The organism is Kribbella sp. DT2, from assembly GCF_049844575.1.
Lineage (GTDB): Bacteria > Actinomycetota > Actinomycetes > Propionibacteriales > Kribbellaceae > Kribbella.
Genome location: NZ_JBNCLH010000004.1, coordinates 171,086 through 186,976, shown reverse-complemented (window position 1 = coordinate 186,976; position 15,891 = coordinate 171,086). Strand labels below are relative to the sequence as shown.

18 protein-coding genes and 1 pseudogene are annotated in these 15,891 nt (G+C 67.8%); 8 read left to right on the top strand and 11 right to left on the bottom strand.

Features of this window, described 5'->3' with window-relative positions:
• Positions 1-25: 25 nt before the first annotated feature.
• The 6 genes from ACLQ2O_RS18825 to ACLQ2O_RS18800 form a co-directional block, all read right to left on the bottom strand.
• The gene (locus ACLQ2O_RS18825; protein WP_425833021.1) at positions 26-436 is read right to left on the bottom strand and encodes an ester cyclase; all 411 of its coding nucleotides are present in this window, start codon (positions 434-436) and stop codon (positions 26-28) included.
• Entirely contained in the window at positions 433-771 is a 339-nt protein-coding gene (locus tag ACLQ2O_RS18820; RefSeq protein WP_425833019.1) for a YnfA family protein, read from the bottom strand. The genes ACLQ2O_RS18825 and ACLQ2O_RS18820 overlap by 4 nt, the downstream gene beginning before the upstream one ends.
• A gap of 3 nt (positions 772-774) precedes the next feature.
• Positions 775-1,113, bottom strand: a complete 339-nt coding sequence (locus ACLQ2O_RS18815; protein ID WP_425833017.1) for a hypothetical protein — start codon at positions 1,111-1,113, stop codon at positions 775-777.
• Positions 1,100-1,594: a MerR family transcriptional regulator gene (locus tag ACLQ2O_RS18810; protein WP_425833015.1), complete on the bottom strand. Its 495-nt coding sequence runs from the start codon at positions 1,592-1,594 to the stop codon at positions 1,100-1,102. Before ACLQ2O_RS18810 ends, ACLQ2O_RS18815 begins: the two co-directional genes overlap by 14 nt.
• Before the next feature lies 1 nt (position 1,595).
• Positions 1,596-1,967, bottom strand: coding sequence for a hypothetical protein (locus ACLQ2O_RS18805; protein ID WP_425833013.1), 372 nt, complete (start codon positions 1,965-1,967; stop codon positions 1,596-1,598).
• Positions 1,968-2,199: 232 nt separating this feature from the next.
• Positions 2,200-2,529: an ArsR/SmtB family transcription factor gene (locus ACLQ2O_RS18800; protein ID WP_425833011.1), complete on the bottom strand. Its 330-nt coding sequence runs from the start codon at positions 2,527-2,529 to the stop codon at positions 2,200-2,202.
• Between the two features lie 62 nt (positions 2,530-2,591).
• Here ACLQ2O_RS18800 and ACLQ2O_RS18795 point away from each other — a divergent pair, with 62 nt between their 5' ends.
• Positions 2,592-3,641 (top strand): flavin-containing monooxygenase, encoded by a 1,050-nt coding sequence (locus ACLQ2O_RS18795; RefSeq protein ID WP_425833009.1) that lies wholly within the window; start codon positions 2,592-2,594, stop codon positions 3,639-3,641.
• Here ACLQ2O_RS18795 and ACLQ2O_RS18790 read toward each other — a convergent pair.
• From ACLQ2O_RS18790 to ACLQ2O_RS18780, 3 genes and pseudogenes are all read right to left on the bottom strand, one after another.
• Positions 3,625-3,987, bottom strand: coding sequence for an ArsR/SmtB family transcription factor (locus tag ACLQ2O_RS18790; RefSeq protein WP_425833007.1), 363 nt, complete (start codon positions 3,985-3,987; stop codon positions 3,625-3,627). The two genes, ACLQ2O_RS18795 and ACLQ2O_RS18790, sit on opposite strands and share 17 nt — an antisense overlap.
• A gap of 111 nt (positions 3,988-4,098) precedes the next feature.
• Positions 4,099-4,413 carry an alkaline phosphatase PhoX gene (locus ACLQ2O_RS18785; RefSeq protein ID WP_425833005.1) on the bottom strand — a complete coding sequence of 105 codons (315 nt, stop codon included), beginning with the start codon at positions 4,411-4,413 and terminating at the stop codon, positions 4,099-4,101.
• A gap of 113 nt (positions 4,414-4,526) precedes the next feature.
• Positions 4,527-6,125 (bottom strand): annotated as a pseudogene (locus ACLQ2O_RS18780) (PhoX family protein); the annotation flags it as partial.
• Positions 6,126-6,481: 356 nt separating this feature from the next.
• Between ACLQ2O_RS18780 and ACLQ2O_RS18775 the strand changes: the two are divergent.
• The 7 genes from ACLQ2O_RS18775 (at position 6,482) to phoU (ending at position 13,221) form a co-directional block, all read left to right on the top strand.
• Positions 6,482-7,456: a PstS family phosphate ABC transporter substrate-binding protein gene (locus tag ACLQ2O_RS18775; protein ID WP_425833003.1), complete on the top strand. Its 975-nt coding sequence runs from the start codon at positions 6,482-6,484 to the stop codon at positions 7,454-7,456.
• A gap of 2 nt (positions 7,457-7,458) precedes the next feature.
• Positions 7,459-8,451, top strand: coding sequence for a phosphate ABC transporter permease subunit PstC (gene pstC, locus ACLQ2O_RS18770; RefSeq protein WP_425833001.1), 993 nt, complete (start codon positions 7,459-7,461; stop codon positions 8,449-8,451).
• Positions 8,451-9,347: a phosphate ABC transporter permease PstA gene (gene pstA / locus ACLQ2O_RS18765; RefSeq protein ID WP_425832999.1), complete on the top strand. Its 897-nt coding sequence runs from the start codon at positions 8,451-8,453 to the stop codon at positions 9,345-9,347. Before pstC ends, pstA begins: the two co-directional genes overlap by 1 nt.
• Before the next feature lie 26 nt (positions 9,348-9,373).
• Positions 9,374-10,273 carry a phosphate ABC transporter ATP-binding protein PstB gene (pstB, locus tag ACLQ2O_RS18760; RefSeq protein WP_425832997.1) on the top strand — a complete coding sequence of 300 codons (900 nt, stop codon included), beginning with the start codon at positions 9,374-9,376 and terminating at the stop codon, positions 10,271-10,273.
• A gap of 17 nt (positions 10,274-10,290) precedes the next feature.
• On the top strand, positions 10,291-11,109 hold the full coding sequence (locus tag ACLQ2O_RS18755; protein ID WP_425832995.1) for a winged helix-turn-helix transcriptional regulator: 819 nt from the start codon (positions 10,291-10,293) through the stop codon (positions 11,107-11,109).
• A gap of 81 nt (positions 11,110-11,190) precedes the next feature.
• Positions 11,191-12,546 carry an FAD-dependent oxidoreductase gene (locus tag ACLQ2O_RS18750; RefSeq protein ID WP_425832993.1) on the top strand — a complete coding sequence of 452 codons (1,356 nt, stop codon included), beginning with the start codon at positions 11,191-11,193 and terminating at the stop codon, positions 12,544-12,546.
• A gap of 24 nt (positions 12,547-12,570) precedes the next feature.
• On the top strand, positions 12,571-13,221 hold the full coding sequence (gene phoU / locus ACLQ2O_RS18745) for a phosphate signaling complex protein PhoU (protein ID WP_425832991.1): 651 nt from the start codon (positions 12,571-12,573) through the stop codon (positions 13,219-13,221).
• On the opposite strand, the gene ACLQ2O_RS18740 is transcribed toward phoU, so the two are convergent.
• Together ACLQ2O_RS18740 and ACLQ2O_RS18735 are read right to left on the bottom strand one after the other, a co-directional pair.
• Complete coding sequence (locus ACLQ2O_RS18740) at positions 13,193-14,365, bottom strand: MFS transporter (RefSeq protein WP_425832990.1); 1,173 nt, start codon at positions 14,363-14,365, stop codon at positions 13,193-13,195. The two genes, phoU and ACLQ2O_RS18740, sit on opposite strands and share 29 nt — an antisense overlap.
• A gap of 68 nt (positions 14,366-14,433) precedes the next feature.
• Positions 14,434-15,840, bottom strand: coding sequence for an FAD-dependent oxidoreductase (locus tag ACLQ2O_RS18735; RefSeq protein ID WP_425832988.1), 1,407 nt, complete (start codon positions 15,838-15,840; stop codon positions 14,434-14,436).
• Positions 15,841-15,891 lie beyond the last annotated feature (51 nt).

Here is a 15,891-nt window from a genome sequence, read left to right as displayed (position 1 = left end):
AGTGAAGTCTGCGGCAGCTGGGATTTCAGTCCGCAGGAGTTGAGGTGGGGCCCAGTCCGAGCTGGGTGAGGCGGTCGAGGTTGTCCTCGAGACTCCAGGTTTCGGCGATCTGGCCGGCGCGGAGTCTGTAGCGGTTGACTTCGTCGACGGCCACGAAGCGGCGGCCGGTGGGTGGGTGGCCGAGCCAGGTGCCGGTGTGGGTGGCGGTGCACGTGAAGCGGCCGATGACGATGTCGCCTTCGGCGATGAGTTCGATCGTGTCCATGTGGACGTCAGGGAACGACGACCGGAACGGCGCGATCCACTCACGAGCGGCCGGCGCCTGGTCGGGGGTGTACAGGTCGTCGATGAGGTCGAGGTCGCCGCCGTTGAGAACGTCGTCGACCAGGCGCTGCACGACGGCCTTGTTTGCCGCGAGCTCGGCTCGGCTGGTCATGCTGGGTTCCGTGGGGCGTACATGATGACGGCGACGCCGATCAGGCAGACCGCTGCGCCGAGGACGTCCCATCGGTCGGGGCGGAATCCGTCGACGAGCATTCCCCAGGCGAGGGAGCCGGCGACGAAGATGCCGCCGTAGGCGGCGAGGATGCGGCCGAAGTTGGGGTCGGGCTGGAAGGTCGCGACGAAGCCGTAGGCGCCGAGGGCAAGGATTCCTCCGGCGATCCACCACAGGCCACGGTGTTCGCGCCAGCCTTGCCAGATCAGCCAGGCGCCGCCGATCTCGGCGATGGCGGCCACAACGAACAGCGCGATGGATTTGGCGATCGTCATGGGTCAGAACGTATCCACCGGCTTGTCCTCCGCGCCGCTTGCCCCGGCCCGCGACGGCGTCGGAGGCATGCCGAGGTCGATCGGCCCGGCCGGGGCCGAGCAGGTGGTGTTGCGTCGTCTGCGCAGCACCAGCGCCATCACCACCAGCGCTGCGACAGCGATGACTGCCAGCGCCGGCATCCACAACGCACCGGCCAGTGAAGCGATCGACAAGCCGCCGAGCACGGCCAGGACCGGTCCGGCACAGCACACCGCGCAGGCGCCGACCACTGCTGCCGCGGCACCGGCCGCCTGCCATGGCCGGCGGGTCTTCGGTGCTTGAGTGGGGTCAGCAGCAGTCACGGCGCGGCTCCGGTTCGTCGGCAAGTTTCAGGTGGGTGCCGGTGGGAGCCTCGGCGGCCAGGTCGGCGAAGGGCAGCGGGCAGCTGGGGCTGTGCGCGCAGGCGATCAGGTCATCGCAGCCGGCGTCGAGCGCGGTCCGAAGTGACGCGGCGATCACGGTCAGGTCAGCGATCTTGGCCTCGACGTCGACGAGCTTGTCCCGGGCCCGCGCTTGCAGCCCTTCGTCGGGTTTGTGGCCGTGGTGGTGACGGCCGGCCTCGAGCAGGTCGGAGATCTCTTCCAGGGTGAACCCGAGCCGCTGCGCGGCCTTGATCACCCGCAGCACGGTCACCGCTTCCGGCGGGTAGAGGCGATGACCGCCGGGGCTGCGATCAGGTTCGGCCAGGAGCCCTCGGCGTTCGTAGTAGCGCAAGGTTTGCAGGTTCACCCCGGCCGCGTCAGCGACCTGGCCCGACCGCAGGCCTCCGTCGACAGTGGTCATGTCAGCCCGCTGCCGGTGCGCCGTGCCCGGACGCCGCTGTGGCGCGGGTGGCGAACGCGTCCAGCACCGCGACGTGCGTGGCCGGGACGGTCACCGTCATTTCCACCACGTCGCCGGCGGGACCGAAGTCGAAGCCGAAGAACGAGCAGCAGCTGCTCTCCCGACCGGCCAGATCGCGCGCATGGGCCTCGGCGTCCGCGGCGACGTCGAGCCGCAGCGTGGTGGGGCCGAGACGCTCGGCGCCGCGAACGGAGGTGCGGAACAGGTTGTCGAACTCGGCGACCCGGATCGGCTGCTCGACGGTCGGCAGGGTACAGGAAGCCGGAACCCAGTCGAGCCCGGTCGAGGAAGTGCTGGTGTCTGAGGTGCACATACCTCGACGGTAAACCTGTACCCCAGTACCGGATGCAACCCCGATCTCACCCTGTTGGTTCAGCGGCAGTTCTGCACGCAGGTCTGTAGTCGGCGAGGGCTGCGGCGCCGCCATGCTCGTCTGCCCTGAGCTACGCGCGGCCTCTGGCTTCGACTAGGCGCGTCTCGACGTTGCTGATCATCTCTTCGATCCGGACGCCGGGGCCGATCATCGACTGAAGTTGCGGTGGAGGTCAGCAGCAGTTCTGGAGGTATGCCTGGAGGTCGGACAGGGCTGCGGCGGCGCCGGCCTTGTCGGCTCGGTAGAGGACTGCCTTGCCCTCGCGGCGGGAGGTGACAATGCCTCCGCGGCGCAGGAGGTCGAGCTGTTGAGAGGCGGTGGACTGGCCGATGGCGGCTTGCTCGGCGACCTCGTTGACGGACAGTTCGGCGCCGCGGGCGAAGAGGAGCATGATGCGCTGGCGGGTCGGGTTGGACAGGGCCTTCAGGAAGTCGTGAGTGGCGGACTGGAGCTCCGCCGGTTCTGCGGGAGCGCAGGTCACGCTGTCAGCCTTCTTCGCCATGATGTCCAGCGTAGCCAATATCGACGTTTCGTCATATCGGGATATTAGGATACGTTTGGTTCATGACTTCTCCATCTGACCCTGTGGTGATCATTGGCGGAGGGCAGTCCGGGCTCGCCGGGGCGTTCGCTGTCCGCGATGCTGGAATGCGTCCGGTGCTGCTGGAGGCCGGCGATCGGACCGTTGGATCCTGGCCGGACTACTACGACAGCCTGACGCTCTTCTCCCCAGCTCGGTACAGCGGCTTCCCCGGTGCGCCGTTCCCTGGCGAGCAGGACCGCTACCCCACGCGGGACGAGGTTGTCTCCTACCTCGACAAGCTCGCCGCGGGACTCGACGCCGAGGTCCACCTCAACACTCGCGCGGAGGCGGTAGAGACCTCCGGCCGCGGCTTCGTCGTACGGACAGCCGGCGGCGAGGAACTCCAGGCGGCCGGTGTCATCTGCGCCAGCGGGTCATTCAGCCGGCCGTACGTGCCGCAGATCCCCGGCGACTTCACCGGCCAGATTCTCCATGTGGCGCAGTACCGCGATCCTCAGCAGTACGCCGGTCAGCGGGTCGTGGTGGTCGGCGCGGGCAACTCCGCGATCCAGGTCGGCTACGAGCTGGCCGCGTTGGCCAAGGTGACCCTGGCCGTACGGCGACCGGTGCAGTTCGTGCCGCAGATCCGCGGTGGCCGCGACATGCACTACTGGCTGCACGCTCTGCGCCTGGACCTCCTGCCCCCATCAGTCCTGAGCAAGCTCATCAGCGGGACGCCGGTCTTCGATACGGGCATCTACGGTGCCGCGCTCAAGTCGGGTCGGCTCGACCAGCGCCCGATGTTCGCGCGGTTCGACGGCGACCAGGTGGTGTGGGCAGACGGCAGCCATGAACACGTCGACGCTGTGGTCCTGGCCACCGGCTATCGGCCGAACCTCCCGTACCTGGAGGGTCTCGGCGCACTCGACGACACCGGCATGCCAAGGCATAAACGCGGTCTGTCGCTCACGCACCCGGGCCTGGCGTACCTCGGGCTCGAGTTCCAGCGCTCGTTCTCGTCGAACACGCTGCGTGGAGTGTCACGCGACGCCCGTTACGTCGCCCGGGCGCTCGCTAGCGCAGAAAGGTAGGCCCAGGGAGCAGTGCGCGAAGCGTCTGCAGCTGATCCGGCACGATCGAGTACCAGGACCACAGACCCCGCTTGTCGCGCGCCAGGATTCCGGCGGTCACAAGGATCTTGAGGTGGTGGCTGATTGTCGGCTGACTGAGTTCGAGCGGCTCGGTCAGGTCGTTCACGCACGCTTCGCCGTCCGGGCTCGCTTCGATCATTGCCAGGAGTTGCAGGCGGGTCGGGTCTGACAGGGCCTTCAGTACGACGGCCAGCCGCTCGGCCTCGTCGCGTCCGATCGCGACGCCGGTGACCTGGTGAGTACCGCTCGGCGCGGTGACCCGCGCGGCGCCTCGACGTGTACTCACCCGATCAGTGTAGATCGCTGCCACCGCAGAGAACCTATCGGTCGCGAGTATGTTCACCTGGAAGACATGAAGAAGCCAGCCGCCCCAGCGAACCGGGGCGGCCGGCTGCGTTCAGGCGCCGATCTCGCTGCCGTCAGGCCGCCAGGTGACGATCACCGCGGGCCGCGCGAAGTGGCCGTCGGGCCAGGTGCTGGCCGGGTTGTCGACCGAGGCGCCGGTGATCTCACCGGGGTGCTGGATCGACACCACGACCGACTTGTTGTCCGGTACGACGTACGCAGATGCCTGCTCCGCGCCGCGGGGAACCGACAGGAACTGCTTCGCCTTCCCCCGGTCCGGCCCTTCGACCGCCACGGCGAACAGGCCGTCGTGGAAGTTGGTGCCGGCGTGGTCGACCAGCGCGTTGCCGTCGGTGGAGATCCACAAGTTGCCGTGGGCATCGAAGTCGAGATCGGCGAGACCTTCGTCTTGTCGTAGCCCGCGAAGTATGTCGCCGGGTCGGCGGGGTCGCCGCAGACGATCGGTAGCGACCAGGTGAACGTCTCGCTCGCGTGGTTGCCGCCGGCTTCGACGAGCTCGAAGACCTGCCCGTGCTTGTTGCTATTGCGCGGGTTGGCTTCGTCCGCGACCGCCTGACCAGCGGCGCCGCGGTTGCTGTTGTTCGTCAGGGCGACGTACACCTTGCCGGTCAGCTTGCTGACCTCGATGTCCTCGGGCCGGTCCATCTTGGTCGCGCCGACCTTGTCCGCCGCGAGCCGGGTGTGCACCAGCACCTCGTCGATCGCCATGCCGGGCACGAGTGACTTGCCGCCGCGGGTGAGCGCGATCCATGACCCGGTGCCGTTGAACGCGCCGTCGCTGGGCAGCTTGCCCGAGCCGTCGATCTCGGCGGCGCTGGTGAAGCCGAGCTTCGCGACGTACAGGCTGCCCGACTCCAGCAGACGGCTGTTGCTCTCGCGATCGGCCTTGGAGTCTCCGGTGCGGAGCTTGCGGTCGGAGACGAACTTGTAGATGTAGTCGAAGCGCTCGTCGTCACCCATGTACGCGACGACGTAGCCGGTCTTCGCCACCACGACAGCAGCACCCTCGTGCTTGAAACGGCCGAGAGCGGTGTGCTTGCGAGGAGTCGAATTCGGGTCGTACGGGTCGACCTCCATGATCCAGCCGAACCGGTTGGGCTCGTGCGGGTTCTTCGTCACGTCGAAGCGGCTGTCGGCCTTGTCCCAGTAGCGGCTGCCGGACGGGTAGCGCTTGCTGACGTCGATGCCGTACCGCGCGAGTGCGGGCTTGGCGTCCGCCGGTGCACCGTCGGCGCCGACGAAGTACTGGTTGAAGTTCTCCTCGCCGGACAGGACCGTGCCCCACGGCGTCAGCCCACCGGAGCAGTTGTTCAGCGATCCGAGCACTCGTACGCCGCGAGGATCGGCGGTGGTCCGCAGCAGCGGCGATCCGGCTGCCGGGCCGGTGAACTTCATCGGCGTCGAGGCGGTCAGTCGCCGGTTGTAGCGGCGCCGTCCTTGGCTGACCACGCGCCACTCGCCGGTGCGCTCGACCCGTTCGACCTCGACCACGCTCATGCCGTGCGCGGCGAGGGCGATCCGCATCTGCTGCACGGTGGCCGTCGCGCCGCCGGCGTAGCCGCGGAACATCAGTTCCTCGTTGGTGTACTCGTGGTTCACCACCAGTAGCCCCTGAGTGAAGCGACGGTCGAGGGGCACGATGACCAGGAAGTCGTTGTTGTACCCGAACTGACCTGCCTGGGCCGTCGGGCTCTGCTTGTCGATGTCGAAGGCCGGAGCGCCCGGCAGGATCGGGTCGCCCCAGCGGATCAGGACCTTCTCGTCGTACCCGTTGGGCACGATCACGGTGTCGAGGGTGTTCGGCGGAATCGCCTTGAACGTGAGTCCGGCACCCGATTGACCACCTCCCGCCGACGCGGCCGAGCTGCCGGTCGGCGCTGCGGCCGCAGGTACGGCGCCGGCGGCGCCGGCGCCGATCACGAGCGCGCCGACGGCGCCCGCCTTGAAGATGCCTCGCCGCGAGACCTCCGCCTTGACGCCGTCGGCGAAGTACTCGTTGCCGGACGAGTTCGGCGCCGGGTGCGCGCACGCGTTCCCGCACCGGTAGAGACAGGTCATCGAGCTGCGGCCTGCGTGGCCGTCGGCCAGCGGCAGCAGCCGGCGTGGCTCGTCTGCGAGCGTCATGCGTCCCCTCCTGAGATTCGAAGTAGTCGCGGTGACGCTAACAACTGGATAGCCGTTCATCTATGTAGTCGTCGGTGGCCAGTCCGTGGCCATCAGGTGAACGGCCACTCATCGAGGTCGATCGGTCACCGTCAGAGTGACCATACATCGAGATTCGTCTATATAGAGTCCGGAGATCACCGCCCGTTCACCTGCCGTTTACATCGAACTTCTTCGATCTAGTTGTTGCGCGTACTGCGTGGCAGCTCGCGGTGTCCCGGACACGGGACCTAACTCAGGAGGGGTGCCCGGTGGTCATCCGCCCGGTCAAGCACTTGCGATACGTCGCCGTCACGGCGGCGGCCCTGCTCGCCCTGTCGGCGTGCGGTGGGAACAACAACGAGACTCCGGCCGGCAGCGGCGGAGACGGCGGGGAAGCGCTGTCGGGCCAGGTGGTCGTCGATGGCTCCAGCACGGTCGAGCCGCTGACCGCGGCCGCGGGCGAACTCTTCAAGGAAGAGCAAAAGGGCGTCGACGTCGCGGTCGGCACCTCCGGTACCGGCGGCGGCTTCAAGAAGTTCTGCGCCGGCGAGACCGACATCTCGAACGCGTCCCGCCCGATCAAGGACGAGGAGAAGGCGCTGTGCGACAAGAACGGCGTGAAGTTCTCCGAGATCCAGGTCGCCAACGACGCGCTGACCGTCGTCGTCAACAAGGACAACGACTGGGTCGACTGCCTCACCGTGGCCCAGCTGAAGAAGATCTGGGAGCCGGGGTCGAAGGTGAAGACCTGGAACCAGGTCGACCCGAAGTTCCCGAACGACGCGCTCCCGTTGTACGGCGCGGGGTCGGACTCCGGCACCTTCGACTACTTCACCGGTGAGATCAACGGTGAGGAAGGCAAGAGCCGCACCGACTACAACCCGACCGAGGACGACAACGTCACCGTCCAGGGTGTCTCCGGTGCCAAGGGCGCGCTCGGGTACTTCGGCTTCTCCTACTTCGAGGAGAACGCGGACAAACTGAAGGCGGTCAAGATCGACGGCGGCAAGGGATGCGTCGAGCCCTCGGTCGCAACCGCGCAGGACGGCAGCTACACGCCGCTGGCGCGTCCGCTGTTCATCTACCCCTCCGACAAGGGCCTGGCCAAGAAGCAGGTGCTGTCCTTCGTCGAGTTCTACCTGGAGAAGAACCAGGAGATCGTCGAGGCGGCCAAGTTCGTGCCCCTGACCGACGCCCAGAAGACGACGGCGAAGACCGAGCTGGACAAGCTGAAGGCTCAGTGACGATGCCGGACACGACGGCGGTTCCGTCGACGGGTGCCTCCTCCGCGAGGAGGGGGCACCCCGGCGCGTGGCGCGGCCCCAGCATCGACCTGGGACAGCAGCATCCCCGGCACGGCGAGCGAGTGATCAAGGTTCTGCTGGTCGCGGCGGCCTGGTTATCGGTCGGTGTGACGGTCGGCATCGTGGTGTCACTGCTCGCGCCGACGGTCACGTTCTTCACCCACGTCGGGATCGTGGACTTCCTCTTCGGCACCGAGTGGACCGCGGGGTTCGGCAACAAGTTCAGCTGGACCGACAAGGCCTGGGGCGTGCTGCCGCTGGTCGTGGCCACCGCGATCGTCACCGTGATCGCGCTGGCTGTCGCGGTGCCGCTGGGGCTCGGGGCCGCGATCTATCTCAGCGAGTACGCGTCCGAGCGGGTCCGCAAGGTGCTCAAGCCGATCCTCGAAGTGCTGGCCGGTGTACCGACCGTCGTGTACGGCTTTCTGGCACTGACGATCTTCACGCCGATCTTCGCTCACGTGGTGCGATTCGACACGATCCACAACATGCTGTCGCCAGGCATCGTGATGGGGTTCATGATCGTCCCGACCATCGCCTCGCTGGGGGAGGACGCGATGTCCGCGGTGCCGCTGGCGCTGCGGCAGGGCTCGTACGCACTCGGCGCCAACCGGATGAAGACCACCCTGCGGGTCGTCTTCCCGGCCGCACTGTCCGGCATCGTCGCCGCGATCGTGCTCGGCATCTCGCGCGCGGTCGGCGAGACGATGATCGTCACGATCGCGGCCGGCAGCCGGGCCCAGCTCACGTTCGATCCCCGCGAAGGTGCCCAGACCATGACCGGATTCATCGCCCAGATCGCCAGCGGTGACGCACCCCAGGGCTCGCCGGTCTACTACTCGCTGTTCGCCGTCGGCGCGCTGCTGTTCGCGATCACACTGCTGATCAACCTGGCCAGCATCCGTTTGGTGCGCAAGTACAGGCAGGTTTACTGATGACCACCACAACCTTGCCCAGGGCAAACATGTTGACGCGCGCGCGGAACCGGGACGGCATCACCTCGGCCGTCTTCGCCGCGTTGCTGTGGCTGTGCCTGGCGCTGATCTGTGTCTTCTTGTTCTTCGTTCTCGCGGTGATCGTCCAGAAGGGCCTGGCCCGCTTCGACACGAACCTGGTGACTCATCAGCCGTCGAAGATCCGTCCGGAGACAGCGGGTGTGCAGTCCGCCTTGCTGGGCACCTTGTGGGTCGGTGGGATCACGGCGGTGATCGCCCTGCCGCTCGGGATCGCCGCCGCGGTCTACCTGGAGGAGTACGCCAACCCCGCCAAGTGGTGGAACCGTGCGATCGAGCTCAACATCCAGAACCTCGCCGCCGTCCCCGCGGTCATCTACGGCATCCTCACCCTCGGATTCGTCGTTCGCGGTCCGCTGTCGATCGGCGCCGTTGTGATGGCCGGCGGTGTGGCGCTCGCGCTGCTGATCCTTCCGGTCATCATCATCACGACCAGAGAGGCGTTGCGGTCCGTACCGCGGGAGATCCGGGACGGGTCGCTCGCGCTCGGCGCGACCCAGTGGCAGACCACCTGGCGTCAGGTGCTGCCGTCGGCCGTCCCAGGGATCGCGACCGGGTCGATTCTGGCCATGTCGCGGGCGATCGGTGAGGCGGCGCCGCTGATCCTGGTCGGCGCGACCACGTTCGTCACCTTCAACCCGGACGGCGTTCTGTCGAGGTACACGACGTTGCCGGTACAGATCTACAACCTCGTCCCGCAGGACCGCGACGCGTTCCGTGATCTCGCGTACGCCGCCATCCTGCTGCTGATCGTCGTCCTGCTGGCCATGAACGCCGTCGCGATCTGGCTCCGCAACCGCTACCAGCGCCGCTGGTGACCATGACCACCCCAGGAGACCACTCCATGACGAACGTCGAACCAGACCTCGCGACCGTTCCCGAGACGGTCGGCGCGGTCGGCGCACCGCACGAGATCCGCGTCGAACTCGGCGACCGCGCCAACCACCGATCACCGTCGGCCGAACCCGACGGTGTGATCGAGCTGCACGACCTCGAGGTGTACTACGAGAAGTTCCTCGCGGTGTCGGGTGTCGACATGGTCTTCGGCAGCAAGGAAATCACGGCCCTGATCGGGCCTTCGGGTTGCGGCAAGTCGACCGTGCTGCGCTGCCTGAACCGGATGAACGACCTGGTTCCCGGTGCCCACGTGATGGGCGATGTGCGGTTCCACGGTGTCGACATGTACGGCCCGGGCGTCGACGTCATCGAGGTCCGCCGCCGGATCGGCATGGTGTTCCAGAAGCCCAACCCGTTCCCGAAGTCGATCTACGACAACGTCGCCTACGGTCCGCGGGTCACCGGGATGAAGACCAAGAACATGGACGAGGTGGTCGAGAAGGCTTTGCACGGTGCGGCCTTGTGGGACGAGGTGAAGGACAAGCTGAAGCAGAGTGCGTACGGGCTGTCCGGCGGCCAGCAGCAGCGGCTGTGCATCGCGCGGACGATCGCGACCAGTCCCGAGGTGATCTTGATGGACGAGCCGTGTTCGGCGTTGGACCCGATCGCGACCGCGAAGATCGAGGACCTGATGGTCGAGCTGGCCAAGACCTACACGATCATCATCGTCACCCACAACATGCAGCAGGCCGCCCGCGTCTCTCATCGCACGGCGTTCTTCACTGCGGCTGCCGACGAGCACGGGCAGCGCACCGGTCGCCTGGTCGAGTTCGACAATACCAGCAAGATCTTCGGCAATCCGGCCGACCAACGCACCGAGGCCTACATCACCGGCCGGTTCGGGTGATCGCGGTGACGGCCCCGATGACGGATGCCCACGAGCCACAAACCCGGCCGATCCGGGCCCGCCGCCGGTCTGGTCATCCGGCGCACCGGAACCTGCATTTCAGGGTCTCGGTGCTGGTCGTCGACCACGGCGACGCGGTGAACGAACTGCTGACCGCAGCGGCCACCCAGCCACTGGACGTCCATGTCTGCAGCGACGCCGCGGAGGCGCTTCTCCACGTCGGCAGGTTGTGCCCCGACGTGATCCTGCTCGGCCCGTGCGCGGGGCATCTGGACCCGATCGAGTTCCTCACCATCGTCCGCACCGACGATCCGCTGCAGCCGATCATCGTTGGCTCGGATCTGGGCGGCAACGAGTTCACCAGCCGCGCCAGCGACGCCGGCGCCAGTGCCGTCATTCCCCGGCCGTACCGGATCCGGGAGTTGTTCGCGCTGATCAGCTCCCTCGCGCCGGTGCCGAATCAGGTCGACCTGCGGCCCTTGGCCGTCGATCTGGGCAGGCTTCGGGTCGACGGCGCGGTTCCGCAGATGTGGCTCGACGGCCGGCAGGTCGAGTTGCCGCCGATGGAGTTCCTCCTGCTGAGGTTCTTCGCTGAACGCCCGGGTGCCCTGGTGACCCGGCAGGAGGTGCTCGACGCGGTCTGGGGACAACAGGCCACGGTCCGCAGCAACACGCTCAACGTCCACGTGATGCGCTTGCGGAAGAGGTTGAGCGGTGACGATCATGGGCCGGAGTGGATCAAGGTGGTCCGCGGGATCGGCTACCAGTTCAAGGTTCCGCCCGTTCCACGCCACGGTGGCGTGGCACCTGATGTCGGTCAGGAGTTCGCCCAATGATGACCGGCACGGAAGCTCTGCGCCTCCCTGCTTTGATTGCCTGAGGCAAACTCACTGGACGGCGATGGGAGCTGGGAACAGATGCGGATTCTGATCGTGGGAGGTTCCGACGCGGGGATCAGCGCGGCGTTGCGGGCTCGCGAGTACGCACCGGACAGCACTGTGACGATGCTGCTCGCCGACGAGTACCCGAACTTCTCGATCTGCGGGATCCCTTACCACCTGTCCGGCGAGGTGCCCGACTGGCGCGATCTGGCCCACCGTACGGCGGCGGACATCGCAGCGAGCGGTATCGAGGTGCGGATCAACCACACGGTCACCGCTGTCGACCCGACCGCCAAGAGCGTCACCGCGACCACGCCCGACGGCCCGGTCGAGCTGACCTTCGATCGGCTGGTCATCGGTACGGGCGCCGATCCGCTGCGCCCGCCGATCGCCGGCCTGGACTCTCTCGGTCCGGCCGACGGTGTCCACCTGCTCCACACCATGGGTGAGGCGCGACGCCTCGACGCCGATCTCGAGAGCCGCGGCGTACGACGGGTCGTGATCATCGGCGCGGGCTACATCGGGATCGAGATGGCCGAAGCGCTCACCAACCGCGGCGTCGCCGTCGCTGTCCTGGAGCGCCTCGACAACGTCCTGCCCCGCACGCTCGACCAGCAGCTTGCTGCCGAGATCACTGCCGAGCTCGAAGCCCACGGGGTCGAGGTCCGGTGCGGCACGACCGTGACGGAGTTGCGACGCGAGGACAACGGGTTGACCGTCGTTGCCGCGGACGGCGAACGCAGCGCCGACGCCGTCCTCGTCGTCAGCGGGGTCAAGCCCGCCACCGAGCTGGCCGTGGCGTCCGGCGTACAGCTGGACGATCGAGGAGCGATTGTCGTCGACCGGCAGATGCGGACGAACCTTCCCGATGTGTGGGCCGCGGGGGACTGCGTCCACACGCATCATGCTCTGCTCACCGAACCCACCTACGTCCCGCTCGGCACCACTGCGCACAAACAAGGGCGGATCGCCGGTGAGAACGCTGCCGGTGGTTCCAAGGAGTTCGCCGGGATCGTCGGCACCCAGGTCGTTAGGGTCTTCGAGCGGGTCGTTGCGGCCACCGGTCTGCGTGATCAGGAAGCAGCGGCGGCCGGATTCGTGCCTTTCACCGTTCAGACCACCGCCGACGACCACAAGCGTTACTACCCCGGAGCGACGCCGATCCAGATCCGGCTGACAGGCGACCGGGAGACCGGCCGCTTGCTCGGCGCGCAGCTCGTCGGCACGCACGGAGCCGAGATCGCCAAGCGGGTCGACACCTACGCCGTCGCGCTGCAGCACGGGCTCAGCGTCGAACAGCTTCTCGATCTCGACCTCGCCTACACCCCGCCCCTGGGAAGCCCCTGGGACGCCATCCAGGTTGCCGCGCAGAACTGGCTAGCGGCGCGGTAGCCGGCACCATCCACGGAGGCAGACATGCGCGACCAGTACCACCAGCAGCTCGACGAGGTCCTGGCCGAGCTCGAACGCATGACCGGCGCCGTCTCGACCGCCGTACGGCGCTCGACCAGTGCGCTGCTCACCGCTGATCTCGGCACAGCCGAGGAGGTGATCGCCGCCGACGGCCAGCTCGACACCGCCGGCGAGGTCGTCGAGGAGAAGATCTTCGACCTGATGGCCCTGCAAGCGCCGGTCGCTGTGGAGCTGCGGATGCTGGTTGCTGCCCTTCGGATGGTTGCCGACCTGGAGCGCATGGGCGACCTCGCCGCCCACATCGCCAAGATCGCCCGATTGCGCTATCCCGCTGGGGCGATTCCAGTCGAGTTGCACGGTCTGATCGAGAACATGGGCCGGGTCGCCGGGCGGATGGTCGACCAGGCGGGCGAGGTCATTAAGACCCGCGATGTCTCGGTCGCGCAGCGGATCGAGTCGACCGACGACGAGATGGACACGCTGCGCAGCAACCAGTTCCGGCAGATGATGGACGCCACCTGGCCGTACGGCGTGGAGGTCGCCGTTGACCTGGCTCTTCTCGGCCGGTACTACGAGCGCATCGCCGACCACGCGGTCTCGATGGCGCAGCGCATCATCTTCCTCGTCACGGGTGAGATGCCTGCCTCGCAGTAGGCAACCGCGCCACCAGGAGAAGCAGAAGACCTGCCACGACGCAGGCCCCCGCCACCACGACGACGAGTAGCCGGTAGCCGGCCGCTGCTGCCACGAGTGCGCCACCGAGCGGAGCCGAAGCTCTGGCCACGAGGACGGGCGCGGCCAGCGTGCCGGCGATCGTGCCGTACCCGCCGGCGCCGTACCGGTCGAGCAGGATGGCTGGTGTCGCGATCGATGCCACACCGAAGCCGAGGCCGAACAGGACCAGACAGCCGATGGCTCCCGCCAGCTGCCGCCCGACCACCGGAAGCATCGACAGTGCGGCTCCCTGGAGGACGAAGATCACTCCGGCGATGGTGGCCATCGGCAACCATCGGGTCGACAGCGTGGTGACGACCCGGCCGGTGACCGACAGGAGTCCGAGTAGACCCGCCAGGGTTGCGGCCACCGTGGCCGGATGGCCGAGGCTGATCAAGTACAGCACGAGATGGACCGCAATGACGGCCAGGGCGGCCCCGTGGAGGACGAACGTTGCCGCGAGCAGCCAGAAGGTGGGATCGCGGAAAGCCCGGCCGGGCGATGGTCGTGTGTGATGCGGTGCTCGATCGGTGGCCGGCTGGGTTCGGCGCAGGGACAGGCCGTGCAACGGCACTGTGACTGCTGCGAGAAGAACCGCCAGGACGACCAGGGCTGAACGCCACTCGAGTCGGGCGACCAGTTGCCCGGTGAGCGGGATGAAGATCGAGCTGGCGAATCCGGCGACCAAGGTCACGGCGAGCAAGGCCTTGGCCCGTCGTGCGGGACTGGTCACAGCGACGATCACGGCGAAGGCGGGCTCGTACAGGACCATGGCCGATGCGATGCCGATGGCGACGAACGCGGCGTACAGCTGGCCTGCGGTCTGGACCTGCGACCAGCACAGCACTGCCGTTGCGCCGAGCACCGAACCGACGGTCATCAGTGCATGACCGCCGCGGGCGTCGAGCCAGCGGCCTACCGGGATCGAAAGCAGACCGGAGACGAGCACGGCGACGGTCAAGGCGCCGGCCGCCGTGGTGTTCGAGATGCCCAGGTCGCGGCTCATCGGGCCGAGGATGACGCTGAAGGCGTAGTAGAGAACGCCGTACCCGACGGTCTGCGTCGCGGCGAGTGCGCTGATCAAGCGCTTTGGTCCAGGTCTGGCGTCGGTTTCCGACGTCTGTCCGACCGCCAGACCTGGACCGGAGGGCATCAGCCGCAGCAGCCCGACTGCGTGGTGGGCTTGGCCTCGACGACGGTCAGCAGGCCACCGCTGATGCCGGTGGCCAGTCCGCGTCCGGCTGGGGCGCTGATCGTGATCGCTTCCGGGGCCGGTCCGCAGCAACCGCCGGCGGCCTCGTCGTCCGAGCCGCCGAAGGCGAGGTTCGACGAGCAGACGCCGGTCTCGGGGAGATTCAGCTGTACGTCGCGAGCTGCCTCCCAGTCGCCTGCCAGTGCGGCGACCACCGAGCGAGCCTGCTCGTAGCCGGTCGCCAGCAGGAAGGTCGGTGCCCGGCCGTACGACTTCGCGCCGACGGCGTAGTAGCCCGGCTCCGGGTGCTTGAGCTCGTCGACACCGTGGGGCGGGACCGTGCCACACGAGTGCTGGTTGGGGTCGATCAGCGGAGCCAGGTCCCGGGTCGAGCCCAGAATCGGGTCCAGGTCGAGCCGCAGCTCGCCGACCATTTCGTGGTCGGGGCGGAAACCGGTGGAGTTCACGATCGTGTCGACGACGACCCGTTGGTCGCCCGCTGCCAGCTCGGCGCGGCCGTCTGCCGTGCGGGAGATCGACTCGATCCGGAAGCTGCTCACCAGTTCGACCCGGCCTGACTGGACGAGCTTCTTCAGCCGCGCGCCTAGGGCGCCGCGGGCGGGAAGCTCGTCGGCGTCGCCGCCGCCGTACGTCCGGGCCTGGTCCTCGCCTCGGACCACCCAGAGCACCTCGGTGCCCGGCTCGTTGTCGGCCAGTTCGCCGAGTTCGAGCAGTGTGGTGGAGGCCGAGTGGCCCGCTCCGACGACCGCCGTACGGCGGCCTGCGAAGCGCTCGCGGTCACGGCCGAAGACATCCGGCAATGCTGTCGAGATGGCGTCGGCCAGTTCGGCCTCGCCGCGGGCGGGGATTCCCGAGCCGCCGAGGACGTTCGGCCTGCGCCAGGTGCCGGCGGCGTCGATCACCGCGGCAGCGAGCAGCTCCTCGCCGTCGGCCAGGCGGACCAGGAAGGGAGCTTCCTCGCGGCCCGCCGTACGGATGCGGTCGAAGCCGACTCGGGTCACGGCGGTCACCTGCGCGCCGTACTGGATCCGGTCGGCCAGCTCCGGGGTCTTCGCCAGGGGCGCCAGGTAGGCGTCGATGAGGTCGCCGCCGGTCGGCAGGTCGTCCAGGTTCGGCTCGATCCAGGAGGTCTGCTCGAGCAGGCGGCGGGCGGCGCCGTCGATGTCGTAGCGCCAGGGGCTGAAGAGCTTCACGTGCCGCCACTCGTCGATCGCCGCGGCCACGCTCGGGCCGGACTCCAGTACGACGAACTGCAGGCCACGCTCCGCCAGCTGGGCGGCGGCTGCCAGCCCTACCGGCCCGGCGCCGATGACGACAACGGGCAGGTCCTTCGATGAAACGCTCATGGGTCTGTCTCCAAAGACTGTCCTGAGTTGATGATCATCTAATCAACGAGC

Excerpts from the sequence above, each read along its gene's own strand:
- ACLQ2O_RS18825 (WP_425833021.1), bottom strand. The coding sequence starts at position 436 with ATGACCAGCCGAGCCGAGCTCGCGGCAAACAAGGCCGTCGTGCAGCGC.
- ACLQ2O_RS18820 (WP_425833019.1), bottom strand. The coding sequence starts at position 771 with ATGACGATCGCCAAATCCATCGCGCTGTTCGTTGTGGCCGCCATCGCC.
- ACLQ2O_RS18810 (WP_425833015.1), bottom strand. The coding sequence starts at position 1,594 with ATGACCACTGTCGACGGAGGCCTGCGGTCGGGCCAGGTCGCTGACGCG.
- ACLQ2O_RS18805 (WP_425833013.1), bottom strand. The coding sequence starts at position 1,967 with ATGTGCACCTCAGACACCAGCACTTCCTCGACCGGGCTCGACTGGGTT.
- ACLQ2O_RS18800 (WP_425833011.1), bottom strand. The coding sequence starts at position 2,529 with ATGGCGAAGAAGGCTGACAGCGTGACCTGCGCTCCCGCAGAACCGGCG.
- ACLQ2O_RS18795 (WP_425833009.1), top strand. The coding sequence starts at position 2,592 with ATGACTTCTCCATCTGACCCTGTGGTGATCATTGGCGGAGGGCAGTCC.
- pstC (WP_425833001.1), top strand. The coding sequence starts at position 7,459 with ATGCCGGACACGACGGCGGTTCCGTCGACGGGTGCCTCCTCCGCGAGG.
- pstA (WP_425832999.1), top strand. The coding sequence starts at position 8,451 with ATGACCACCACAACCTTGCCCAGGGCAAACATGTTGACGCGCGCGCGG.
- pstB (WP_425832997.1), top strand. The coding sequence starts at position 9,374 with ATGACGAACGTCGAACCAGACCTCGCGACCGTTCCCGAGACGGTCGGC.
- ACLQ2O_RS18755 (WP_425832995.1), top strand. The coding sequence starts at position 10,291 with ATGACGGATGCCCACGAGCCACAAACCCGGCCGATCCGGGCCCGCCGC.
- ACLQ2O_RS18750 (WP_425832993.1), top strand. The coding sequence starts at position 11,191 with ATGCGGATTCTGATCGTGGGAGGTTCCGACGCGGGGATCAGCGCGGCG.
- phoU (WP_425832991.1), top strand. The coding sequence starts at position 12,571 with ATGCGCGACCAGTACCACCAGCAGCTCGACGAGGTCCTGGCCGAGCTC.
- ACLQ2O_RS18735 (WP_425832988.1), bottom strand. The coding sequence starts at position 15,840 with ATGAGCGTTTCATCGAAGGACCTGCCCGTTGTCGTCATCGGCGCCGGG.